Raw genomic sequence first — 22,794 nt, forward strand, 5'->3', positions numbered from 1 at the left:
GGGGAGGAGTTCGTCGATGAGGCGACCCTCTTCTCCGACGATGGCATCCTCGCCCGAGCCAGGGATCGTGGCGCCGAGCTCGGCGCCACCCCGGTGCTCCCGGGCGCCGGGGCGCTCATGCGGGTGCTCGCCGCGGCGGTGCATGCACGCTCTGCAGTCGAGATCGGCACCGGCAGCGGCGTCGGCTCCCTCTATCTGCTCTCCGGCATGCACCCGGAGGGAGTGCTCACCACGATCGACCCCGAGGTCGAGAACCAGCGCGCGGCCCGCGAGGCCTTCGCCGAGGCCGGGATCCGCTCCCCCCGGGTGCGGACCATCGCCGGGCGTCCCCGTGACGTCGTCGGCCGCCTCACCGATCATGCCTACGACCTGGTGAGCTTCCCGGCCCATGCCCCACATGCGCTGGACCTGCTCGAGCACGCCCGCCGGCTGCTGCGGCCGGGCGGCGTGCTTGTGATCCCCCATGCGCTCTACCACGATCGAGTTGCCGACCCGGCGGCGCGGGATGCGACCACCCAGGCGGTGCGCGCACTGCTGAAGGGGATCACCGATTCCGAGGACCTGGTGGCCACGCTGACCGGCAGCGGGGACGGGGTGCTCGCCGCAGTGCTGCGCGGCTGAGACCCGACCGCAGGCTCCCGTGTGAACGCCCGTCCCCGGAACGCACTGCACCGCACGGCACGGCACCGCACGGCCTGATGAACACCGCCTGAGACAACAACAACAGCCCCGCACCGAATGGTGCGGGGCTGTGGTCTGGGATGGCGAGTTCTACTTGATGACGCCCTCGAGGGCATCCCGCAGCTCCACGGCTTCCGACGCGGCGATCTCGACGACCAACCGGCCGCCCCCCTCGAGCGGGACTCGCATGATGATGCTGCGTCCCTCTTCCACGACTTCGAGCGGACCGTCCCCGGTGCGCGGCTTCATAGCAGCCATCGCGTGCCTCCTTGGTGTGTCACTGCCCTTGCATGGCTCCCCCGGACGGGGCCTCGGGCAATGCGCGTACGGTGGCCATTATCTCAGGTCTCGGGACCTTTTCGCACGTCGGGTCCGGCGAGGCCTCGCCGGGAGGTCGATACCGTCCCCGAACCGGCCCATGGCGACCCCCACCATGAGCGCTCCCACCAGCACTGCGACGAGCAGCAGGAGCAGCACCATCGGACTCGCTGCACTCATGCGCCAGCCCCCTCCCGCTCGTCCCTCGCAGTTCGTCGACCGACGGAGTTCATGAGTCGGTCTCCTCCCACTCGTCCCTCGCAGTTCGTCGACCGAAGGTGTTCATCCCTCCGCTACGACCTGACGCGCAGCCTCTGCGCGGGCGACGTGCGTGGCGGCCGATCGCCGGAGGGCCTCCTGCTTGTCGGCGGACTCGACCTCCGCCGCCTCGCGCAGCACCTCGAGCGCTTCCTCGGGAGTGTCCACCACGCGCATCAGGTCGATGTCGGCAGGATTGATCATCCCGCCCTCCGCCACCGCCGTGCGCAGCCAGTCCAGCAGCCCCTGCCAGTAGGAGCGGCCCACCAGGACCACGGGGAACAGGTCGACCTTGTGGGTCTGCATGAGGCACAGGGCCTCGAACAGCTCATCGAAGGTGCCGAAGCCTCCCGGCATCACCACGAAGCCGCTGGAGTACTTCACGAACATCGTCTTGCGGGCGAAGAAGTAGCGGAAGTCGACACCGAGATCGACGTACTGGTTCAGGCCGGTCTCGTAGGGCAGCTCGATCCCGAGCCCCACGGAGACGCCTCCGGCCTCCTTCGCGCCCCGGTTCCCCGCTTCCATGATGCCCGGGCCGCCACCGGTGATCACCGCGTAGCCCAGGTCGACCACGCCCTTGGCGATCTCCACCGCGCACTGGTAATAGGGGTCGTCCTCGCCCAGCCGGGCGGAGCCGAAGATGGAGATGGCGGGGCCGAGCTCGGCCAGTGCCCCGAAGCCCTCGACGAACTCGGACTGGATCCGCAGCACCCTCCAGGGATCGGAGTGGACCCACTGGCCGTTGCCACCCTCTTCCAGGAGCCGCTGATCGGCGGTCCGGTCGGGTCGTTGGGAGCCGCGCATCGTGATCGGGCCCTTGCGGTATTGCTCTCGTTCCTCAGGCGTCATGGAGCGAGCGTAGCTCTCAGACGGCCAGGAATCGGCGCAGCCCCACCAGGGCCGCCTCGAGATCCTCCAGCGGCACGTGTTCGTCATCGGTGTGGGCGAGCAGCGGATCGCCGGGGCCGAAGTTCACCGCAGGGGTGCCCAGCGCGGAGAAGCGGGCGACGTCGGTCCAGCCCTGCTTCGCGGCCAGCGACACGCCCTCGCCGAGAGCCGCGAGGAATCCGCGAGCCGCATCGTTGTCCAGACCGGGCAGCGCGCCCCCGGCCGCATCGATCACGACGATCTCCAGGTCCAGGCCTTCGAGGACCTCCTGCACGTGCGCCTCGGCCTGCTCGACGGAGGTGTCCGGGGCGAAGCGGTAGTTCAGCACGGCGCTGGCCCGATCTGGGATCACGTTGCCGGCGATGCCGCCGGTGATCGAGACGGCGTTGAGGCACTCGCGGTACTCGAGCCCATCGATCACGGCGCGCCGTGCCTCGTAGGCGGCGAGGCGTTCGAGCACGGGGGCGAGATGGTGGATCGCGTTGTCGCCGACCCAGTCCCGGGCGGAGTGGGCGGCGACGCCGCGGGTGGTGACCTCGAGCTTCATCGTGCCCTTGCAGCCTCCCTCGACCCCGGCCGAGGTCGGTTCGCCGAGGATCGCGAAGTCCGCCTCGAGGTAGTCGGGATGCTCTACGGCGATCCGGGTCAGGGCGTTGTCCGCCGCCGCGACCTCCTCGTGGTCGTAGAAGATCCAGGTGAGATCCACAGGGGCGGTGGCTGCTTCGACGGCGAGCTTGAGGAACACCGCGACCCCGCCCTTCATGTCGCAGGTGCCCCTGCCCACCAGCTCCTCGCGACCCTCACGGACCCGGCGGGTCGAGGGCAGGTTGTCCGCGAGCGGGACGGTGTCGAGATGGCCGGCCAGCAGCACGCGCTGGGCAAGGCCCCGGTGGGTGCGGGCGATGACGGTGTCTCCATCACGCAGCACCTCGAGATGGGGCGCGTGCACGCGCAGCGCCTGCTCGACGGCATCCGCGAGCGCCTGCTCGTTCCCGGAGACGGATTCGAGGTCGACGATCGCAGCGGTGAGGTCGACGATGTCGGCGCGGGGGTCGAGGGCAGGGGCGGCCTGGTTGCTCATGGCGGTCATCGTGCCACGTCCGGGTATGGCAGGATCGCTGCGGTCATCCACCCACCGCGAAGGAGTGCTGTGCAGCTCGACGGCGAGGAACTGCGCACTCGCGCGGAGTCGGACGGCAGGGTGATCGCCGGGCTGCTCGACGTCTCGCAGCGCACCCGCTGCGCCGGCTCGAGCGACGAGCAGATCGCTGCGGGGAACCTCGCCGCCGCGCGGCGGGCAGTGCTCGAGTCCCGACCCGTCCCCCAGCCGGAGGAGCTCGAGAGCGCGGAGGCCGTGATCACCGCTGATTCCCGCACGCAGCGCCTCACGGGACATGCCTCCCGCGCCGAGTGTGCGCTCATCCTGGTCGGCGCGGTGTTCCTGGTCGCCGGTGGGCTCGGAATCCTGTTCAGCTAGGAAGTGCTCTTCGCCCTCGGTGCGATCGGGCTGGTCCTCGGCGGCGTGATGCTGCTGGTCCAGTGGTGCTGGCGCCGGCTGATCGCACGGCGACGGGTGACGGTGCTGATCGACTGGGCCGCGGGGCGGGACGGGCAGCTCGCACGCGGGCTGCCGCCGGTCGGGACCGTCGATGCGCCCTCCCTCTGGGAGAGCCGAGCCGCCCGGTCCGTCATGGCCTGGACGACGGCGTTCGGCGGGCTCCTGCTCGTGATCCTGGCGTGGGACGCCTGGCCCGGGTTCTCACGGGCGATCGCCGATGGGAGGGCGCCGGGCTGGGAGGAGCTCGAGGTCGAGAGTTTCCTCCTCTGGCCTGCGCTGCTCATCACGGTGCTCGGCGCCGCGTATCTCCTGGGGCGGCGTCCGATGCGCATGATCGTGGGCCGCCGTCGACACGCTCTGGAGTGGCTGCCGACCTCGGATCATGCCCGGCCGGATGACGACGAAGACGATGCTGATGAGGCTGCTGAGTGGGATGACTCGGACGACTCAGAGGAATGGGACGACACAGAGAGCCTCGACGACGAGTAGGTCACGCAGCGCTCAGTCCTCGGCGAGCGCTCCGCCGGCCCGGGCCAGCCTCAGCGCGATCGCCTCGGCATGGCGCAGCAGCTGGGCGCCGGTGCCGGGCTCGGCGGTGATCGAGGAACCCGGCTGGGCGGTGCTGACGGGGACTCCGACCAGGAGCCTGCGTTCGTAGACCGTGCCATCCACCCCGACCGGCGCATACAGACCATCCACGGCGATCGAGCCGGTGAGCATCCGGCGCCGGGTGCCGCGGGAGGCCCAGAAATCCTTCTGCGCCTCCCCCCGCTCGCGCCAGGCGCCCAGCAGGGCGCTGCGGTAGGCGGGCAGATCCACCGGCGGCAGGTGCGCCTCGAGCACCCCGTCGCACAAGGTGGTCTCACCCTCGGCGCCGTGCACCGCGAAGCGGCCCGCCTCGTCGTCGATGTCCAGGTGCATGCGGGGGCCGGTGAACTCCAGCAGTCCCGCCTCGGCCAGGGCGAGCACCTGCCGTGCCCGCAGCACGGGCGGGCCCGAGGCCCAGGAGGCGAAGGCGTTGCGCAGATGGCCGTCGATGTCCTGCCGTACGGACTCGGTGGTGTAGGCGCCGAGATCGGTGAGCCGGTTGACCTGGATCCGCAGGGCGATCAGCACCCGATAGATCAGCACCCAGGCGGGATCGGGCTCGGCCGCGGCTCGCAGCGCCTCCTCGAGCACCTCCCGGGTGCTGCGCGCGGGATGCGGGTTCTCTCCCCCGCGTCGGCCGAAGGGGAACAGCAGCGGGAGCAGTGCTTCGTCGCGGGCGAGCTCGGGGAATCCGCCTCTGTGCAGTGCTCTGCGCAGCTCCGCGAACATCAGCGGCATCACGTCGTGCTCGTGGTCCACGCCGGCGGCGCGCACTGCGAGCTCGAGCACCCGCTCCCCCGTGAGCACCTCGGGAAGGTAGGGCTCGGGCATCTGCGCGCCGAGATCGGGCTTGGGCCGGTAGACCATGCCGGAGCGGGAGCCGACCACCAGGAGCGGCTCGCCGCCCCCGGGCACATAGCGCAGGCCCGACGGGGCGGTGTGATCCGACTCGAAGCGGCCGCCGGCAGCGGCGGTGAGCATCCCGATCGCGTCGTAGAAGTTCAGGCCCATGCCCTGGACGGCGACGGCCTCCCGTCCCAGCAGCGAGGCGTAGTCCACCTCGAGCGGGTTCGCGGGACCGAGATGGACCAGGCCGTGACGCTCCGCGGCGTCGGCCAGCTGCTGCGAGCGGGGGCTGAGCGCGGTGGGAAGGTGCCCGAGCGCGAGCGCGACCGCGTCGGCGCGCAGCACGCGCCCGTCGGACAGCCGCACGCGCTGTGGCCCGTCAGCCTCCCCGGTCACGTCGACCGCTTCGGCGGCGTGCTCGACGATCCGCAGCCGGGCGGGATCGGCGTCGGCCTTCGCCGTCTCGAGCACATGGGCGAGGTAGCGGCCGTGGGCTGCGCGGGAAGCGAAGTCAGTGGGCGCGAGCCCCTCACCGGCGAGGTGGTCTGCGAGAGTCTCTGTGCGTGAGGCAGGGAGCACCGCGTGGCACGATTCGTCGGGGTACATCGTGGTCTGGCGGGTGGTGGTGTTCATCAGCAGCACCTCGGACTGGTCGTGCCGCCAGACCGCACCGCCGCGCCCCACCAGCGGGTCGATCAGATGCACCGTGAGCGCGCCGCGCCACTCGGAGCTGGTCGAGGCCGCGACCAGGCGCTCGATGATGGCGGTGCCCCGCGGTCCTGCCCCGACGACGGCGACGGTACGGACGGGATCGGTGGCTGCGGTCATCCCTCAAGTATGGCGCGGCCAGCACACGGCTCTGGACGAGATTCCGTCCTCATGGCCCCTGCGGGTCCGCCGATCTGGGACCATGTCGGCATGTCCACTCCCGCGCCACCGCCGAGGCACCTGCCTCGATCCGAGCCGGCGAATCCCAGCGGTCCGTTCGGCGGGCGTCAGGCTGCGAGGCTCCGGGCGATCGTCAATGCCGATCTGCTGCCCGAGGAGCGCGCTTCGGCCGACGCACTGGTGATGACCGCCTGGCTCACCACCGCACAGCGGGCGCAGTACGCGCCGTCACTGCGCGCCGGCCAGCACACCGAGGAGTTCGTCCAGCGCCTCGCCGATGAGCGCCGGGTGGTGCTCGAGGAGGGCGCCGATCCGGTCGCCGATGAACTCGACTCTGCGGCCCAGGCCGAGCAGGACGCCCGGCAGCTGCCGCTGCGGCTGGTCGAGGCGGTGCTGCTGCTGGTGGTGCTGGGGTGCTTCGTGGCCACGGTCGTGCTGAGCATCCGCTCCGAGGGGTCCGGGATCTCGGATCGTCTCCCGGATCAGGCGCTGCCGCTGCTCGGGACGCTCGTCGTGGCCGCGCTGCTCGCTGCGATCATCGGGAAGATCGCGACCCTGCGACGGGACCGGATCCTGCTGGACTGGGCGGCCTCGCGCCCCGGACAGCTCGGCCGGGGGCTGCCGCTGCGCCGCCCGCTGCAGGGCGAATCTGCCGGACCCGCGCTCGTGCAGGCCCTGGGCCCGGCTCTCCTGGTCGGCGCCGGAGTGCTGGCGATCGTCAGCGGAGCGGCGATCCTGCTGATCACCCTCATGCTCGGAGACGAACAGGGACTGGGCGAGTACGCACCCTGGATGCTCGGGGGCGGGGTGGTCGCGCTGGTCGCCGCGGTGCTCACGATCTATCTGCGCCATCGTCGGCTGCTGAAGGTGGCCCGTCGCGCGCGGGCCGCGGAGTGGATCGGGCAGACCTCCGAGCTCGACGCCTGACCGGTCAGGGAGCCGACGCCGTCACTCCTCAGCGGCCAGTCCCTGTTCGCGGGCATAGCTCTCCCACTGCCCGGCGACCGGGATCCGGCGCAGATCGCGTCCCAGCAGCGAGATCAGCGCCCCCAGCAGGGTGATGCTCGCGAACATCAGCATCGTGGGCAGGGGCCCGACGACCTCGAGGCCCCAGCCGGCGAGCACTGGCCCCAGCGGCATCAGCCCCATCGAGACCAGGCCCATCAGCGCACCGATCCGCCCCTGCATCGCCACCGGGGTGAGGTGCATGAAGAAGCCTTGCGTCGCAGCGTTCAGCGGGGCCAGGCCGAGTCCCATCAGCGCATACGCAGCTGCGATCCAGAGCATCCCCGGGGCGAAGGGGATGAATGCCCCGACCATGGCCATCAGCAGCAGCGGCGTGATGACCACCGCCCCGGTGGGAACTCGGTCCACCAGGCGCGGTGCGGCGATGGCTCCGAGCAGAATCGACGCGGCAAGCACCGTATTCAACAGGCCGATCCGCGCCGCTGACACACCCCCGGAGGCGAGGTTCAGCAGCACTGCGAGGATCAGACCGTTCAACCCGAGGTTCACAGCGACGGCGACCCCCATCAGCTGCAGGCGGATGCGCTGGGAGAGCACCCAAGAGACGGCCTCGCGCAGCTCATCCCGTACTCGGGTCGGTGGCGAAGGCTCAGTGCGGGGGTAGTACTTTCCGCGCATCGAGAGGGTGGCGAGGACGGAGCCGAGATTGCCCAGCAGCTGCATGAGCGGCGGGCAGAGAATCGACAGGCCCAGCAGCGCGCCGCCGAGCGGGCCGGCCCCCATCTCCACTGCGGCTTCGCGACCTTCGTTCACCGCGAAGGCGCGGGGCAACAGGGCCGGCGGCACGATCTGCTTGAGCATCGCGTTCGAGGCACTCCCGAACAGGGTCCCTCGGAGCCGATCCGCGAACGCGAGGGCGGCGAGCGTGATGAAACTCCCCCACCCTGCCGCGAGCACCGTGATGAGCACGGCCTGCACCACCACCCCCGTCACCCCGGCGAGCAGCCGTAGGCGCCGCCGCTCGTAGCGGTCCGCTAGCAGCCCGCCCGGAATCATCCCGACCAGGACCCCCAGACCCTGTACGAGCCCCACCAGCCCGGTCGCACCGAGTGAGTCCGTGACCATCAGGGTGATCAAGGGGAAAGCGAACGTCCCGATCCCGGCGCCGAGGTCGAGGCAGAGGTCCCCCACCAGCCAGCGGTGGTACTCGAGGTTCGCACGCAGTGTCGGCGTCGGCGCGGGCGTGGCGGCAGTGGTCGTCATGACCGGAACGTTACTTACACAAGACATGGTGCGCAATAGATCTTGCGCAAGTGATGTTGTGCAAGATCTCTAGCGCACGGGCCAGTGCGCATCACGCGATTCTCCGTAGACTGCGGAGATGAGCAGCGACGCGCCGACGGGCGAGGACGAGAGGACACCGCTGGTGAGCTCGGCAAAGCCGGAATACGCGACCCGCGACCAACTGCGGGCGATGGCCCATCCTCTGCGTCTGGAGATCATGGAGCGGGTGGGTCGCAGGGGCACCGCCCGCGCCGCGGATATCGCCGCCGATCTCGGTCTTCCCGCCAACTCGGTGAGCTACCACCTGCGGATCCTGGCGCGCGGAGGCGTCATTGAGGACGCGCCGGAGGCTGCCCGTGATCGGCGTGACCGAGTATGGCGCCTCGCTCAGACATCCTTCAATCACGGTGGCAGCAGCGCTCGCTCCGTGAATGACCCCGACAGCACTGACACGGAGTACCTCGCCGCGTCCGGAGCCACGGCCCTGGCCGCCTTCGAGTGGATGCGTTCGGCCTTCAGTGCCGAGATCGCCCGCTCCCGGGCCGAGGATGTGTCCCCGGAGGACGGGCTGGGAACCATGCACGGCACCTCACTGCGCCTGTCCAGGGAGCAGATGCGTGAGCTGAATCGCCTGGTCTCCACGAAGGTTCGGGAGTACAGCCAGCTGAACCGCGATGAACACGACGCAGACATCCTGGGCGATCCCGATTCCGACGGTGTCGCATTGACGTTCCGGGTCCTCTGGGCGGCCGTCGGAGAGCAGTCTCCAAAGCGGGATAAGTAGCCTGCACCTGAGTGTGCTTTTCACCCCGCCGCGTGGTTGCGACGGGCATTCCACGGTGCATGCTTCGTAGACTCTCCCCGTGACTACGCTGCCGACGTCCTCCCCCGCCACCCACGCCTGGGGCATCGGCCTCAGCACCCTCGCCGCGGACGGTTCCACCCTCGACACCTGGTACCCCGCCCCGCAGCTGGGAGCGGTTCCCGAGGCTCCTGAGAGCCACCCTCTGCATGCCCAGCTGAGCTCCGCAGCGCGCGCTGACGAGGTCCGCGGCACCGCCCAGGAAGCGGTGGTGCGCGTGATCGAGCTCGCTGCCGCCCCGATCGACGCCGCCGACGCCTACCTCCGCCTGCACCTGCTCTCCCACCGGCTCGTCCAGCCCAACGGCCAGAACCTCGACGGACTCTTCGGCGCGCTCACCAATGTGGTGTGGACGACTGAGGGGCCCTGCGCCGTGACCGGCTTCGAGGAGACCCGCCTGCGCCTGATCTCCGCAGGCCGCACCCCCACCGTGCTCAGCGTCGACAAGTTCCCCCGGATGGTCGACTACGTCATGCCCACCGGCGTGCGCATCGGCGACGCGGACCGGGTGCGCCTCGGCGCCCACCTCGCCGAGGGCACCACCGTGATGCATGAGGGCTTCGTGAACTTCAACGCCGGAACCCTGGGCGCCTCGATGATCGAGGGCCGTATCTCCCAGGGCGTCGTCGTGGGCGACGGCTCCGACGTGGGCGGCGGCGCCTCCACCATGGGCACCCTCTCCGGCGGGGGCACCGAGCGCGTCAGCATCGGTCGCCGCTCCCTGCTGGGCGCCGAGGCCGGTGTGGGCATCGCGATCGGCGATGACTGCGTGGTCGAGGCGGGGCTCTACCTCACCGCGGGCACCAAGGTCGAGGTCATCGGAGAGGCGGGCACCGTGGGGGAAGGGATGGAAGGGGCCCACGTGGTCAAGGCCCGTGACCTCTCCGGTGTGCCCAACCTGCTGTTCCGTCGGAATTCGCTGAGCGGTGCGGTGCAGGCGGTGGCCCGGAAGGGCCAGACCGTCGAGCTCAACGCCGCCCTGCACGCGAACTGACGGCGGACCAGGAGCACCCGGGATGACGGCGCGCGCCGGACGGCGAGCACGGGGTCGGAGCCGGTCTCTTGCCCGCCATCTCGTGGTCCCGCTGGTGATGGTGCTGCTCTTCGCGGGTATCGCGGGCGGCAGCTATGTCGCGCTGCAGCGCTACGGCTCGCCCGCCCATGAGGGTACCTGCGTGGCCGCCGGGCTCGGCACCACCCATCGCTACAGCACGGAACGGGTCGCCAACGCCGCCCTCATCAGCGCGACGGCCGTGGACCGGCAGCTGCCGCCGCGAGCGGCGTCGATCGCTCTGGCGACCGCCTATCAGGAGTCGCAGCTGCGGAACATCGACTACGGGGACCGCGATTCACTGGGACTGTTCCAGCAGCGGCCCTCGCAGGGCTGGGGCACCGAGGCGGAGATCATGGACCCGATCTACTCCTCCAACGCCTTCTATGACGTGCTGGAGACGATCCCCGACTACCAGAGCGCCGACATCAACGACGTCGCCCAGGAGGTCCAGCGCTCGGGCCATCCCGAGGCCTACCGAGATCACGAGACCGAGGGACGGCTGTACGCCTCGGCGCTGACAGGGCAGAGCGGCGCGAACCTGGTGTGCACCCTCGACTCCGTCGGCTCCGTCGTCTCCCCCGAGCAGGTCCGCGAGGAGCTCGCACGCCAGTTCCCCCGCGCTCTCGGGTCCGGCCGGGTCACCTCGACCCTGGCCGCGGCCTCCGGCGCGGCACCGCAGCTGCCGGCCGACGCCGGAGCGACCGCGCTGGTGATCGATCCGGGCGGCGACGACGCGATCGGCTGGGCCCTCGCGAACTGGGCCGTCGCCCGCGCGGCCGACGACGGCGTGGTCCAGGTGTCCTACCAGGGACGGGTCTGGGATCGCTCGCTGCGCGGGGACGAGGCGGCGAGCTGGACCGCGACCGGCGGCGGCGCGACAGACCGCGTGGTGGTACTGGTCAGCGGGCGCTGAACCGGCTGCGCAGAGCGTGATGCGCGTGCATGGCCTGCGGTGCGGACTGTACGCGCCGCGCCAGCCTCAGTGCACCGTGAGCCCGCGGGCGCGGAACTGGCCCCGCACCCGCTCCATGACCTCCCGACTGGGCGGCTGAGCATCGCGCAGCTTGTACTCCATCCCGAGCGTGTCCCACTTGTCCTGGCCCATGTTGTGGAAGGGCAGCACCTCGACCCGCTCGATCACGTTCTTCCAGCGCTCCACGATGTCCACGACCTTCTCGACGTTGTGCTCGCCGTCGGTCCAGCCGGGCACCACTACGAAGCGGAGCCAGATCGGGATGCCGCGGCGTGCGAGCCGGTCCCCGAAGTCGATGGTCGGCTGCAGCGTGCGGCCGGTGAGCGCCTGGTAGGACTCCTCGCTGCCGGACTTCACGTCCAGCAGCACCAGGTCGACATCATCGAGGAAGGCGTCGGACGCGACCGCGCCCAGGTAGCCGGAGGTGTCGATTGCGGTGTGGACGCCCATCTCCTTCGCCGCGCGCAGCACCTTCCCGGCGAAGGCAGGCTGCATCAGCACCTCTCCCCCGGAGAGGGTGAGCCCGCCGCCGGACGCGGAGAACACGCGCCGGTAGCGGCGGATGCGGCGCACGATCTCCTCCAGCCCCACATCCTGCCCGCGTCGCATCTCCATCGTGTCGGGATTGTGGCAGTACACGCACCGCAACGGACAGCCGGCGAAGAAGAGGGTCAGCCGCGTGCCGGGTCCGTCCACCGCGGTGACCAGCTCCCAGGAGTGGAGGGAGGCGACCTGGCCCTCCCTGACCGCGGTCAGCCGATCGGATCTCTCGAGCTCGACCTCAGCCATGCCCTCGATCCCCGCACCGGTGCGCCGGTTCCGGGCGGGTGTGGCCAGCAGGTCAGCGCTCTGCTCCATGCCCTCAGGCGCCCTGGTGGAAGGTGCGGTCCAGCACGTCCAGCTGCTGCTCACGGGTGAGCTTGACGAAATTGACCGCATAGCCGGAGACCCGCACGGTGAGGTTCGGATAGTCCTCCGGCCTCTCCATCGCATCGACCAGGGTGTCCTTGTTGAGCACGTTGATGTTCGCGTGGAACAGACCTGATTCCATCTTGTTCTTCGCACGGTTGGCCTTCATCGAGGCCAGGCGTTCGGCGTAGGTCGTGACGGGGCGGGTGGTCATGGCTGTCTCCTGAGTGGTGGTGGAGGAGTTGGCAGTGGCGGTCCGGTCGGCTCGGGTGGTCACTGCTCCCCCATCTCTTCATCCATCACGAAGCCGGCGTCGAGGATGCCGACCAGGTTGGTGACCTGCTCGCCCTTGGTACGACCCAGGCCCTGCGGGGTGATGGTGTTGGTCAGCGAGATGCCGTCGAGGGCATCGTGGTAGTCGAGCTTGCCGACGCTCAGCATCGAGGCGACCATTCCGTGGGTGTCGGCCCCGTTCTCGGGGTTCGCTCCAGGAGAGAAGGGGGTGCCCGCGCGGTGGCCGGAGGGGAAGGACCCCGTGGCCTTGCCGTAGACGACGTTCGAGGTGATGGTCAGCACCGACTGGGTCGGGATCGCCTCGCGGTACATGGGGATCGCGGTGATCTTCTGCATCACCGTGTGCACGATCGTCGCGGCGATGTCGTCGGCGCGGTCGTCGTCGTTGCCGTAGCGGGGGAAGTCGCCCTCGGTGAGGTAGTCGACCACCAGCCCGGTCTCATCGCGCACCGGGGTGACCTTCGCGTGCTTGATCGCCGAGAGGGAGTCCGCGACGATCGAGAGGCCGGCGATGCCGCAGCCCATGGTGCGCACGATCTCGCTGTCGTGCAGCGCCATCTCCATCGCCTCGTAGGCGTAGCGGTCGTGGCTGTAGTGGATGATGTTCAGCGCCTCGACGTAGGTGCCCACCACCCAGTCCAGCATCTGTTCGTACCGGTTCCAGACCTCGTCGAAGTCCAGCGGGCCGTCCCCGGAGATGGGTGCGAACTCGCCCTCGGTGGTGATCTGCTTCCCGGAGACCTCGTCGCGGCCGCCGTTGATGGCGTAGAGCAGCGCCTTGCCGGCGTTGACCCGGGCGCCGAAGAACTGCATCTGCTTGCCGACCTCCATCGGCGAGACGCAGCAGGCGATCGCCGCATCATCGCCCCAGCGGTCACGGATCTGCTGATCGGACTCGTACTGGATCGAGGAGGTCTCGATCGAGATCGCCGAGCAGAACTCCTTGTACCCCGCCGGCAGCTCGGGGTCCCAGAAGATGGTGATGTTCGGTTCCGGGGCGGCTCCGAGGTTCCGCAGGGTCTGCAGCAGCCGGAACGAGGTCTTGGTGACCTGCGCGCGGCCGTCGGCGGAGAAGCCGCCATCGGACCAGGTCGCCCAGTAGGGATCGCCGGAGAAGATCTGGTCGTAGTCGATCGTGCGCAGGAAGCGGACGATGCGGAGCTTGATCACGAGCGCATCGATGTACTCCTGGGCCTGCGACTCGGTGATCGTGCCCGCGGCGAGGTCCCGCTCGACGTATACGTCGAGGAAGGCGGAGAGGCGGCCGATGGACATGGCGGCGCCGTCCTGGCTCTTCACTGCGGCGAGATAGGCCATATAGGTCCACTGCACGGCCTCCTGCGCGTTCGCGGCAGGGCGGCGCAGGTCCAGACCGTAGGACTCCCCCAGTCGCATCAGCTTCTTCAGTGCCCTGATCTGCTCGGAGTGCTCCTCGCGGTAGCGGGCCCAGTGCTCAGAGAAGGGCTGGTCGGCCACCGCATCCTTGGCGCGCTGCTTGTCGGCGATGAGGAACTCGGCGCCGTACAGGGCCAGGCGGCGGTAGTCGCCGATGATGCGGCCGCGCCCGTAGGAGTCCGGCAGCCCGGTGATGATGTGGCTCGAGCGGGCGGCGCGGATCCGCGGGGTGTAGATGTCGAAGACGGCGTCGTTGTGGGTCTTGCGGTACTGGGTGAAGATCTTCTTGACGTCCTCGTCGACCTCCTTGCCCGCTTCCTTGATGGCGGTCTCCACCATCCGCCAGCCGCCGGCGGGCATCATGGCGCGTTTGAGCGGCACATCGGTCTGCAGGCCGACGATCACGTCGTCGTCCTCGCTGATGTAGCCGGCAGGGAAGGCGTCGACGTCCGCGGGGGTATGGGTGTCGACGTCGTAGACGCGGCGACGGCGCTCCTCGGAGAGATAGTGAGTCTCGAGGTGGTCCCAGACCCGCAGCGTCTTCTCGGTGGGGCCGGCCAGGAACGAGGCGTCCCCGCCGTAGGGGGTGTAGTTGCGCTGGATGAAGTCGCGCACCTCGATCCGCTCCTGCCAGGGACCGGGGGCGAAGCCGTCCCAGGCGTCCTGGCCTGCGGCCTCGGTGCCGGGGCGATCGGTGGTGGCAGTCGTCATCGGGTCCTCCTCGCTGGGCGGAAGGGCCTCGGCGCTGCGGGCCCTTCACGGATGCCTTCAGGCTAGGGCGAGGAACGCTGCGGGAGCGGGCGGAAGGTCCCGACGAGAACGCCCTGAACAGCGACGCTCCTCACGGGGAGGGGTCGCACGGTCAGGGCGCTCAGGTGCGGGCGGTCTCGGGAGACCGGTGACCTCAGAGGCGAGGGATCAGCCGCGCTTCTCGATGTCGGACTGGAGGGCGGCCAGGCGCAGCTCGCTGGTGCCGGTGCGGTCCTCCATCGCCGTGTAGTCCCGCTCGGCATGGCCGGTGTAGATCTGGCGGGGGCGACCGATCTTGGTCTCCGGGTCGTGGACCATCTCTTCCCACTGGGCGATCCAGCCCGGCAGGCGGCCGATGGCGAACAGCACCGTGAACATCTCCGTGGGGAAGCCGATCGCCTTGTAGATCAGGCCCGTGTAGAAGTCGACGTTGGGGTAGAGCTTGCGCTCGACGAAGTAGTCGTCCTTCAGCGCGATCTCCTCGAGCTGCATCGCCAGCTCGAGGCGGGAGTCGTTGACGCCGAGGCGCTCGAGGACGTCGTCGGCGATCTTCTTGACGATGCGGGCGCGGGGATCGTAGTTCTTGTACACCCGGTGGCCGAAGCCCATCAGCCGGATGCCGTCCTCCTTGCGCTTCACCTTCTCCATGAAGTCGCGCGGGTCCATGTTCTCGGCCTGGATCTGGTCGAGCATGTCCATCACCGCGGCGTTGGCGCCGCCGTGGGCGGGACCCGAGAGCGCGCCGATCCCGGCGGAGATCGAGGTGAACAGGTTCGCCTGGGCGGAGCCGACGAGTCGGACCGCGGAGGTCGAGCAGTTCTGCTCATGGTCGGCGTGCAGAATCAGCAGCTGCTCCATCGCGCGCACCACGACCGGGTCGGCGATGTAGTCCTCCACCGGGAACCCGAACGTCAGGCGCAGGAAGTTCTCGATCAGCGAGAGCCGGTTGTCGGGATAGAGCAGCGCGTGACCCTGGGCGATCCGATGCGCGTAGGCAGCCATCGTGGGCATCTTCGCGAGCAGCCGCACGGCGGAGATCCGCACCTGCTCCTCGTCGAAGGGATCCAGCGAATCCTGGTAGAAGGTCGACAGCGCCGAGGTGCCGGCCTGGAGCACAGCCATCGGGTGCGCATCGCGCGGGAAGTTGTCGAACATGCGCTTGAAGCGCTCATCGAGCAGGGTGCGGTGCTCGACCTTCGCTTCGAAGTTGTCGAGCTGGCCCTTGGTGGGCAGCTCGCCGTTGATCAGCAGGTAGGAGACCTCGAGGTAGCTGGACTTCTCCGCGAGCTGCTCGATCGGGTAGCCGCGATAGCGCAGGATCCCCTCGTCGCCGTCGATGTAGGTGATCGAGGACTTGGCATTCGCGGTGTTCATGAAGCCGGGGTCGTAGGTGACCTCACCGGTCTCCTTGCGCAGGGGGCCGATCGCGATGCCGGAGTTCCCCTCCACTGCGGGGACGATCGGGAGATCGAGGGTCTTCTCCCCCAGGTTGAGCTGAGCGGACGTCGTCGTGTGATCCATGGGCTCTCCGTTGTGCGTGGTCGGATCGGTACGGCGCGCAAGGGCGCCGGAGGTGTCAGAGGCGCTCGAGGCGCCGGGCGGCGGCAGCGATCCGCTCATCGGTCGCGGTGAGGGCGACCCGGACGAAAGTCCCGCCAGCAACACCATAGAACATCCCAGGGGCCACCAGAACACCGCTGTCTGCGAGGCGCTGGACACTGGTCATCGCGTCCTCACCGAAGGTGGTCCAGAGGTACAGGCCAGCCTGGGAACCGTGGATCGTGCCGCCTGCAGCCACCAGCGCGGGCTCGAGCACCGCGCGACGAGCGCGATAGATCTCACGCTGCGCAGCCGGGGCACGATCATCACCGAGAGCCGTGACCATCGCCGTCTGGAGCGGGCCGGGGAGCATCATCCCGGCCTGCTTGCGCACCGCCACCAGCTCGCCCACCAGAGCGGGGTCGCCGGCCACGAAGGCCGCCCGGTAGCCGGCGAGGTTCGACTGCTTGGACAACGAGTACACGCACAGCAGCCCGTCCAGCGAGCCGCCGTTCACTCGCGGGTCCAGGACCGACGGCACCTCGTCCACGGTCCAGGGCAGCAGCGCGTAGCACTCGTCGGAGGCGACCACGATCCCGTGCTCCCGCGCCCAGGTGACGATCGCCGCCAGCTGGGCCACGTCCAGCACCTCACCGGTGGGGTTCGACGGCGAGTTCAGCCACAGCAGGCGGATCCGCGCGGCGGCACCCGGCTCCGGCAGCGCGGCATCCCCGTATGCCGCCAGGGCAGCGAGGTCCAGCGGCATAGACTCCGCACCCACGAACCGAGCGCCCATGTCATAGGTGGGATAGGCGATGTGCGGGAACGCCACTGCCTCCCCAGGGCCGATGCCGAGCTGGAAGGGCAGGTGCGCCACCAGCTCCTTGGAGCCGACGGTGGGCAGCACGCCCTCGACGCCGAGAGAGGCGGGGGCACCGCGGTGACGATGCACGAAATCCACGATCGCCTCCCGCAGCGCGGGGGTGCCGATCGTGGTGGGGTAACCGGGGCTGTCCGCGGCGGCGGCGAGGGCCTGCTGCACGGAGGCGGGCGTCGGATCGACGGGGGTGCCGACGGAGAGATCGACGATGCCGTCCGGGTGGGAGGCGGCGCGCTGCTTCGCCGGGGTCAGGGCGTCCCAGGGGAATTCCGGCAGCCGCGCGGCCAGACTGCGACGGGCTGCCGGAACGGTAGGAGATGCGGAGACGGCAGGAGATCCGGAAGACGGAGCGGCCACGGCTCAGGCCAGGGGGTTCGGCTGCAGCGGGAGGGCTTCGATGATGGGGTGGTCCTTGTCGATCACACCCATCTTCGCCGCACCGCCCGGGGCGCCGAGATCGTCGAAGAACTCGACGTTGGCCTTGTAGTACTCGGCCCACTGGTCCGGGGTGTCGTCCTCGTAGTAGATCGCCTCGACGGGGCAGACGGGCTCGCAGGCTCCGCAGTCCACACACTCATCGGGCTGGATGTAGAGCATCCGGTTGCCCTCGTAGATGCAGTCCACGGGGCACTCGTCGACGCAGGCACGATCCTTGACGTCGACACAGGGCAGAGCGATGACGTACGTCATGAGCGGCTTCCTTCCGTCGGAGACTCCCCCATTCTGTCATCCCGCCTGCGCCGCGTGCCCTGCGACGAGGCGGCGGGCCACGGAGGTGATGGGACGCACATCCGGCGATCGACACCGGCCGAGCTGACGGCAGCGGCAGCGGCAGCGGATAGCCTCGAGTGATGGCTGAGCATGATGATGACCGGGTCCGCGCCGGTTGGGCGCCCTTCCTCCAGGACGGGCGGCGCGTGGTGCTGCGCTATGCGATCGACCGGGAGTCGTCCCCGCATGGGGAGTCGATGAGCGATGCGCTGGGGACGATCCTCGCCACCGACGAGCTGTCGGTGGAGGTGATGACCAAGCGTGGCGCGATGACAGTGCTGCGGGCGTTGGTCATCGCGGCGAAGGAGGTTCCACCGCCTCCGGTGCGACGGCGGGGGCCCGCCGCGCCCTGAGGATGTAGTCGATGCCTGAAGCCGTGTGCAGCACGACCCCGATCCAGAAGAGCACCTGCGCGGCGGGCACCAGGGACGGGGCCCAGGCAGCGGCCGCCACCAGCAGGAATACAGAGCCCATCAGCACGAAGGTGCGGATCTTGCCGAGCCAGGAGACGGAGATCCGGCCGCCCAGGGCCGCCTGGGTGGCGAGCACGACCATCGCCACGTCGACGATCAGGATGATCGCGAGCGCAGCCCAGGGCAGCAGGTCGGCGACAGCAAGGCTGAGCACGATCGCGACCAACCCCACCCGGTCGGCGATCGGGTCGATGATCGCTCCGGTGCGGCTGGTCTGGTCCAGTGCGCGGGCCAGCAGCCCATCGATCCAGTCGGTCGAGGCCCACACCAGCAGCAGCACCACCGCGAGGGTGTCGGGACCGTCCAGCAGCAGCAGGCTCACGGGGCCCAGCAGTGCGAAGCGCAGCAGCGTGACCAGGTTGGGGATCGTCGCCCAGTCAGGTCGGGGGCGCTTCGGAGCGGTCATCTGCTCAATTTGCCCGAGTACGGGCCCTGCGCACAAGGGTGATCAGGCCTGCGATCAGGAAGGGGATCACGAGGCCGAGGCCCTGGACCACCCAGCCGGAGTACTGGGGCTCGGTGCCCAGCATCGCCGGCATCAGCACGCCGCCGCCCAGGCCTTCGCCCAGGAACGGCATCGCCAGCAGGCCCCACAGGCTGCCGAGCACCAGCAGCGGGAGCCGCGACCCGGTCGCTGCCCACAGGAACACGCTGGTGACCACTTGGAACAGCGCCCCGAACAGCAGACCGACGGGCAGGCGGAGACCTGCCACCGGGAGCTCCACCCGGTGGAGGGTGATCATCAGCAGCACCGAGACGATCGCGAGCACCACAGCCATCGCGGCCTGGGTGAGCCGGGCGGCGAGCGAGGTGGTGTCCACTCGCCGCACCGGCTGCTGCTCGACGGTCACCAGGTCACTTCCCCGACTTGGCCTTCGACGTCGCACGACGACGCTCGTTGGCATCGAGGACCACCTTGCGGATGCGCACGACCTCGGGGGTGACCTCGACGCACTCGTCCTCGCGGGAGAACTCGAGGGACTCCTCGAGGGTCAGGCGGCGCGGTGGCACCAGGTTCTCGAAGGAGTCCGACGACGCGGCACGCATGTTCGTCAGCTTCTTCTCCTTCGTGATGTTGACGTCCATGTCCTCGTTGCGGGAGTTCTCCCCCACGATCTGGCCGGCGTACACCTCGGAGGTGGGCTCGACGAAGAAGGAGCCGCGCTCCTGGAGGTTGATCATCGCGAAGGGGGTGACGCTGCCGGCGCGGTCGGCGACCAGGGAGCCCGTGGCGCGGAACTCGATGTTCCCCATCCACGGCTCGTAGCCGTCGTTGTAGGAGGCGGCGATGCCATTGCCGCGGGTCTCGGTCATGAACCGGGTGCGGAACCCGATCAGGCCGCGCGAGGGCACCACGAACTCCATGCGCACCCAGCCGGAGCCGTGGTTGCTCATGGTCTCCATGCGGCCCTTGCGGGACGCCATCAGCTGGGTGACGGTGCCGAGGTACTCCTCGGGGACGTCGATGGTCATGCGCTCCACGGGCTCGTGGGTCTTGCCGTCGATCTCACGGGTGAGCACCTTCGGCTTGCCGACGGTGAGCTCGAAGCCCTCGCGGCGCATCTGCTCGACCAGGATCGACAGCGCCAGCTCGCCGCGGCCCTGCACCTCCCAGGCGTCGGGGCGCTCGGTGGGGAGCACCTTGAGGGACACGTTGCCGACCAGCTCGGCTTCCAGACGGTCCTTGACCTGGCGGGCGGTGAGCTTGTGGCCCTTGCCGTTCTTGCCGGCCAGCGGGGAGGTGTTGATGCCGATGGTCATCGAGATCGCCGGATCGTCGATGGTGATCAGCGGCAGGGGCCGCGGATCGTTCAGATCCGCGAGGGTCTCGCCGATCATGATGTCGGGGATGCCGGCGACGGCGACGATGTCGCCGGGGAGGGCGGCGCGGGTCATCGGCTCGCGCGAGAGGCCCTTGGTCTCCAGCAGCTCGGTGATCTTCACCTGCTTGGTGGTGCCGTCCTGGACGCACCAGGCGACCTGCTGGCCCTTCCTGAGCTCACCGTTCTTGATGCGCAGCAGGGCGAGGCGGCCCAGGAACGGGGACGCGTCGAGGTTGGTGACGTGCGCCTGCAGCGGCACCTCGTCGTCGTAGACCGGAGCAGGGATCTGCTCGAGGATGGTCTTGAACAGCGCTTCGACGGTCTCCTCCTCGGGGAGGGTGCCGTCGGCCGGCTTGGTGATCGAGGCGCGACCGGCCTTGCCGGAGGCGTAGACCACGGGGACATCGAGGACGGCATCGAGGTCGATGTCGTCCATCTCCTCGGAGAGGTCGGAGGCCAGGCCCAGCAGCAGGTCGGTGGCCTCACCGACGACCTCGTCGATACGGGCGTCGGGACGGTCCACCTTGTTGACCACGAGGATCACCGGCAGCTTCGCGGCGAGCGCCTTGCGCAGCACGAAGCGGGTCTGTGGGAGGGGGCCCTCGGAGGAGTCCACCAGCAGCACGACGCCGTCGACCATCGACAGTCCACGCTCGACCTCGCCGCCGAAGTCGGCGTGGCCGGGGGTGTCGATGACGTTGATGGTGATGCCGTCAGGCTCACCGATCTCCGCAGCCGACGGTCCGACGTAGCGGATCGCGGTGTTCTTCGCGAGGATCGTGATGCCCTTCTCGCGCTCCAGCTCCCCGGAGTCCATCGCCCGCTCACCGTGGTTGTCGTGATCGGAGAAGGCGCCGCCCTGGGTGAGCATGGCGTCCACCAGAGTGGTCTTGCCATGGTCGACGTGGGCGACGATCGCGACGTTTCGCAGGTCGGTACGGTGCTGGAGAGTCATACGCGGAAGCTCATTTCGGGTTGCGCTGCGGGCAAAGGCCGAGCAGCGCCCGGTCGCACTGCAGGTGCGACCCGCTCCAGGGCCTTAGTGAGTCTATCTGCCAGCGGCCCGCCCGCCAGGGGGTGGGAATGAGACGTTCGACGCCATCGCACCGATTGCCAGGGTCAGCGGCACAGCCAGCACCACCCCGAACACCAGCGAACCGATCATCGGCTGGGAGAAGTACGACGGAGGTGTCTCCCCGGCCACGTACGCCCTCACCGTGATCCCTGGCTCGTAGAAGAACTGGCCGGTGAACAGGGTGGCGAGGAAGATCCAGGTGACCGCCACGGCGACAGGATCGGCGATCAGGAGGGCGCCCGCGAGCAGGTGCTGGGGGCTCCGCGCCCGGCCCTGGCGGGCTTCTATGCGGCGGGCCTCTCTGGGGCGAGCCTCTCTACGGCGGGCCTCTCTGGGGCGGACCGCTCCATGGGAGGCACCTGCGTCCAGCGATGCCTCGGCCTCGAACCCTGCCCCTCGCTCCTCCGGAACCTGTGCCGCACGAGCCTGGCCGGCGAACAGGGCGATGAACATTCCACCGAACCCGAGCACCAGGACGGCCAGGGTGATCGCGACGACCTCCCCCTTGAGGAGCACGCCGACCATGTCACCGCTCGTCCCCCGGCTGTCCGGGAAGGAGAGCCGGGGCAGCACCAGAGCTCCACACAGCATCCCGAGCCCCGTCCCGGCCACGATCCCGGCCGCCCGCCGGAGGCTCATCCATCGCACCAGCACGGGCCAGAGCAGATGGATCCCGAGCGTGATGACAAGCTCGAGGACGAGGCCGCCCAGGAACCCGCCAGGCGTGTGGTGGGAGGTCCTGGGGCTGGGCGTGTGGGACCAGGCTGTACGCCTGGGCCGCCGCATCCGTGCGTCACGCTCCTCCTGCTGGGTCAGCGGCGGGATCATCTCCCCCAGCCCGCCACCAGCGGCCCGGCGGGCTCGCGCCCGCGCAGCCTCGCGGGCGATCGCGTCATCGGTGTCGTCGGGCTCGCCGGGCAACCGGTCAGAGTTGAGCGACCTCATGCTCTCAGACGTGTCCGGCGCTCGCGAAGGGGTCGATCGGGCCGTCGTCGATCTGCGGGCCGTCGGCCTGCCCGTCGTCGGCGTCGACCTCGGGGGCCTTCCACATCGATCGTCTCCGAACCCGCGAGCGGGATGGAGCCGCCGGGAATCGCCGCGAGCAGTCGCTTGGTGTACTCCTGCTGCGGGGAGTGGAAGACCTCATCGGTGGTGCCCTGCTCGACGACCTTCCCCTTGTCCATGACCAGGGTGTTGTCCGCGATCTGGCGGACCACCGCCAGGTCATGGGTGATGAAGAGGTACGTCAAGCCCAGCTCGGCCTTCAGGTCGTTGAGCAGCTCGAGCACCTGGGCCTGGACCAGCACATCGAGCGCGGAGACCGCCTCGTCGCAGATCACGACCTCAGGATCCAGGGCGAGGGCGCGGGCGATCGCCACGCGCTGGCGCTGGCCGCCCGAGAGCTCGTTGGGGTAACGACGCATCATCTCCGCCGGCAGCGCGACCTTGTCCAGCAGGTCGCGCACCTTCGCCTCACGGCTCTTCGCATCCCCGATCCCGTGCAGCCGCAGCGGCTCCTCGATGGTGCGGAAGATCGAATACATCGGGTCGAGAGTGCCGTAGGGGTTCTGGAAGATGGGCTGGACCTTACGGCGCAGGGTCTTCAGCTCGGCACCGCGGTACGTCCGTACGTCCTGCCCTTCGAAGAGCACCCGGCCCGACGTGGGCTCGAGCAGCTTGAGGACCATCTGGGCGACGGTGGACTTGCCGGAGCCCGA

Annotated in this window: 24 protein-coding genes; 8 read left to right on the plus strand and 16 right to left on the minus strand. The window is 69.4% G+C overall.

From position 1 onward, the window contains the following. On the plus strand, positions 1 to 621 hold a 621-nt coding region (locus tag ACT3SQ_RS16785; RefSeq protein ID WP_444601456.1), incomplete at its 5' end, for an O-methyltransferase. A 150-nt stretch (positions 622 to 771) separates the two neighbouring features. Here the strand turns inward: ACT3SQ_RS16785 and ACT3SQ_RS16790 are convergent. From ACT3SQ_RS16790 to dapE, 3 genes are all read right to left on the minus strand, one after another. Then, positions 772 to 939 carry a DUF3117 domain-containing protein gene (locus ACT3SQ_RS16790; RefSeq protein WP_010551467.1) on the minus strand — a complete coding sequence of 56 codons (168 nt, stop codon included), beginning with the start codon at positions 937 to 939 and terminating at the stop codon, positions 772 to 774. Between the two features lie 342 nt (positions 940 to 1,281). After that, entirely contained in the window at positions 1,282 to 2,109 is an 828-nt protein-coding gene (locus tag ACT3SQ_RS16795) for a TIGR00730 family Rossman fold protein (RefSeq protein WP_441444177.1), read from the minus strand. A 16-nt stretch (positions 2,110 to 2,125) separates the two neighbouring features. Beyond that, complete coding sequence (gene dapE / locus ACT3SQ_RS16800) at positions 2,126 to 3,229, minus strand: succinyl-diaminopimelate desuccinylase (protein WP_441444178.1); 1,104 nt, start codon at positions 3,227 to 3,229, stop codon at positions 2,126 to 2,128. A gap of 69 nt (positions 3,230 to 3,298) precedes the next feature. Between dapE and ACT3SQ_RS16805 the strand changes: the two genes are divergently transcribed. Both ACT3SQ_RS16805 and ACT3SQ_RS16810 read left to right on the plus strand, forming a co-directional pair. After that, positions 3,299 to 3,625 carry a hypothetical protein gene (locus ACT3SQ_RS16805; RefSeq protein ID WP_444601457.1) on the plus strand — a complete coding sequence of 109 codons (327 nt, stop codon included), beginning with the start codon at positions 3,299 to 3,301 and terminating at the stop codon, positions 3,623 to 3,625. Between the two features lie 3 nt (positions 3,626 to 3,628). Then, positions 3,629 to 4,195 (plus strand): hypothetical protein, encoded by a 567-nt coding sequence (locus ACT3SQ_RS16810; protein ID WP_444601458.1) that lies wholly within the window; start codon positions 3,629 to 3,631, stop codon positions 4,193 to 4,195. A 12-nt stretch (positions 4,196 to 4,207) separates the two neighbouring features. Here the strand turns inward: ACT3SQ_RS16810 and ACT3SQ_RS16815 are convergent, their stop codons facing one another. Then, positions 4,208 to 5,968: an FAD/NAD(P)-binding protein gene (locus ACT3SQ_RS16815; protein ID WP_441444180.1), complete on the minus strand. Its 1,761-nt coding sequence runs from the start codon at positions 5,966 to 5,968 to the stop codon at positions 4,208 to 4,210. A gap of 90 nt (positions 5,969 to 6,058) precedes the next feature. Here ACT3SQ_RS16815 and ACT3SQ_RS16820 point away from each other — a divergent pair, with 90 nt between their 5' ends. Further along, entirely contained in the window at positions 6,059 to 6,955 is an 897-nt protein-coding gene (locus ACT3SQ_RS16820) for a hypothetical protein (protein ID WP_441444181.1), read from the plus strand. A 21-nt stretch (positions 6,956 to 6,976) separates the two neighbouring features. Here ACT3SQ_RS16820 and ACT3SQ_RS16825 read toward each other — a convergent pair whose 3' ends face one another. Continuing rightward, positions 6,977 to 8,257 carry an MFS transporter gene (locus ACT3SQ_RS16825; protein WP_441444182.1) on the minus strand — a complete coding sequence of 427 codons (1,281 nt, stop codon included), beginning with the start codon at positions 8,255 to 8,257 and terminating at the stop codon, positions 6,977 to 6,979. A gap of 118 nt (positions 8,258 to 8,375) precedes the next feature. Here ACT3SQ_RS16825 and ACT3SQ_RS16830 point away from each other — a divergent pair, with 118 nt between their 5' ends. The 3 genes from ACT3SQ_RS16830 to ACT3SQ_RS16840 all read left to right on the plus strand — a co-directional run bounded on the left by ACT3SQ_RS16830 (position 8,376) and on the right by ACT3SQ_RS16840 (position 11,107). After that, positions 8,376 to 9,062 (plus strand): ArsR/SmtB family transcription factor, encoded by a 687-nt coding sequence (locus ACT3SQ_RS16830; protein WP_441444183.1) that lies wholly within the window; start codon positions 8,376 to 8,378, stop codon positions 9,060 to 9,062. An 88-nt stretch (positions 9,063 to 9,150) separates the two neighbouring features. Then, positions 9,151 to 10,134 carry a 2,3,4,5-tetrahydropyridine-2,6-dicarboxylate N-succinyltransferase gene (dapD, locus tag ACT3SQ_RS16835; protein ID WP_441444205.1) on the plus strand — a complete coding sequence of 328 codons (984 nt, stop codon included), beginning with the start codon at positions 9,151 to 9,153 and terminating at the stop codon, positions 10,132 to 10,134. A gap of 22 nt (positions 10,135 to 10,156) precedes the next feature. Then, entirely contained in the window at positions 10,157 to 11,107 is a 951-nt protein-coding gene (locus tag ACT3SQ_RS16840) for a hypothetical protein (protein WP_441444184.1), read from the plus strand. A 66-nt stretch (positions 11,108 to 11,173) separates the two neighbouring features. On the opposite strand, the gene pflA is transcribed toward ACT3SQ_RS16840, so the two are convergent. The 6 genes from pflA to fdxA all read right to left on the minus strand — a co-directional run bounded on the left by pflA (position 11,174) and on the right by fdxA (position 17,624). Beyond that, a complete protein-coding gene (pflA, locus tag ACT3SQ_RS16845) occupies positions 11,174 to 12,025 on the minus strand; it encodes a pyruvate formate-lyase-activating protein (protein WP_441444185.1) in 852 nt (283 codons plus the stop codon). Positions 12,026 to 12,029: 4 nt separating this feature from the next. Further along, a complete protein-coding gene (grcA2, locus tag ACT3SQ_RS16850) occupies positions 12,030 to 12,290 on the minus strand; it encodes an autonomous glycyl radical cofactor GrcA2 (RefSeq protein WP_441444186.1) in 261 nt (86 codons plus the stop codon). Between the two features lie 59 nt (positions 12,291 to 12,349). Continuing rightward, positions 12,350 to 14,476 (minus strand): pyruvate formate lyase family protein, encoded by a 2,127-nt coding sequence (locus ACT3SQ_RS16855; protein WP_441444187.1) that lies wholly within the window; start codon positions 14,474 to 14,476, stop codon positions 12,350 to 12,352. A 207-nt stretch (positions 14,477 to 14,683) separates the two neighbouring features. Continuing rightward, entirely contained in the window at positions 14,684 to 16,036 is a 1,353-nt protein-coding gene (locus ACT3SQ_RS16860) for a citrate synthase (protein ID WP_441444188.1), read from the minus strand. Between the two features lie 55 nt (positions 16,037 to 16,091). Beyond that, positions 16,092 to 17,291: a succinyldiaminopimelate transaminase gene (gene dapC / locus ACT3SQ_RS16865; protein ID WP_444601459.1), complete on the minus strand. Its 1,200-nt coding sequence runs from the start codon at positions 17,289 to 17,291 to the stop codon at positions 16,092 to 16,094. Positions 17,292 to 17,294: 3 nt separating this feature from the next. Next, positions 17,295 to 17,624, minus strand: coding sequence for a ferredoxin (fdxA, locus tag ACT3SQ_RS16870; RefSeq protein ID WP_441444190.1), 330 nt, complete (start codon positions 17,622 to 17,624; stop codon positions 17,295 to 17,297). 161 nt (positions 17,625 to 17,785) lie between these two features. Here fdxA and ACT3SQ_RS16875 point away from each other — a divergent pair, with 161 nt between their 5' ends. Then, a complete protein-coding gene (locus ACT3SQ_RS16875; protein ID WP_441444191.1) occupies positions 17,786 to 18,058 on the plus strand; it encodes a putative acetyltransferase in 273 nt (90 codons plus the stop codon). Here ACT3SQ_RS16875 and ACT3SQ_RS16880 read toward each other — a convergent pair. From ACT3SQ_RS16880 to ACT3SQ_RS16900, 5 genes are all read right to left on the minus strand, one after another. Next, positions 17,997 to 18,584 (minus strand): CDP-alcohol phosphatidyltransferase family protein, encoded by a 588-nt coding sequence (locus ACT3SQ_RS16880; RefSeq protein WP_444501738.1) that lies wholly within the window; start codon positions 18,582 to 18,584, stop codon positions 17,997 to 17,999. The genes ACT3SQ_RS16875 and ACT3SQ_RS16880 overlap by 62 nt on opposite strands. Positions 18,585 to 18,588: 4 nt before the next feature. Further along, the gene (locus tag ACT3SQ_RS16885; RefSeq protein WP_441444193.1) at positions 18,589 to 19,029 is read right to left on the minus strand and encodes a hypothetical protein; all 441 of its coding nucleotides are present in this window, start codon (positions 19,027 to 19,029) and stop codon (positions 18,589 to 18,591) included. Positions 19,030 to 19,033: 4 nt separating this feature from the next. After that, positions 19,034 to 20,956, minus strand: coding sequence for a translational GTPase TypA (typA, locus tag ACT3SQ_RS16890; protein ID WP_441444194.1), 1,923 nt, complete (start codon positions 20,954 to 20,956; stop codon positions 19,034 to 19,036). Positions 20,957 to 21,049: 93 nt separating this feature from the next. Next, positions 21,050 to 21,997: a hypothetical protein gene (locus tag ACT3SQ_RS16895; protein ID WP_444592180.1), complete on the minus strand. Its 948-nt coding sequence runs from the start codon at positions 21,995 to 21,997 to the stop codon at positions 21,050 to 21,052. A 20-nt stretch (positions 21,998 to 22,017) separates the two neighbouring features. Next, on the minus strand, positions 22,018 to 22,794 hold a 777-nt coding region (locus ACT3SQ_RS16900; protein WP_444601460.1), incomplete at its 5' end, for an ATP-binding cassette domain-containing protein.

The organism is Brachybacterium sp. AOP42-C2-15, assembly GCF_052377065.1.
In the GTDB taxonomy this organism is placed as follows: Bacteria; Actinomycetota; Actinomycetes; order Actinomycetales; family Dermabacteraceae; genus Brachybacterium.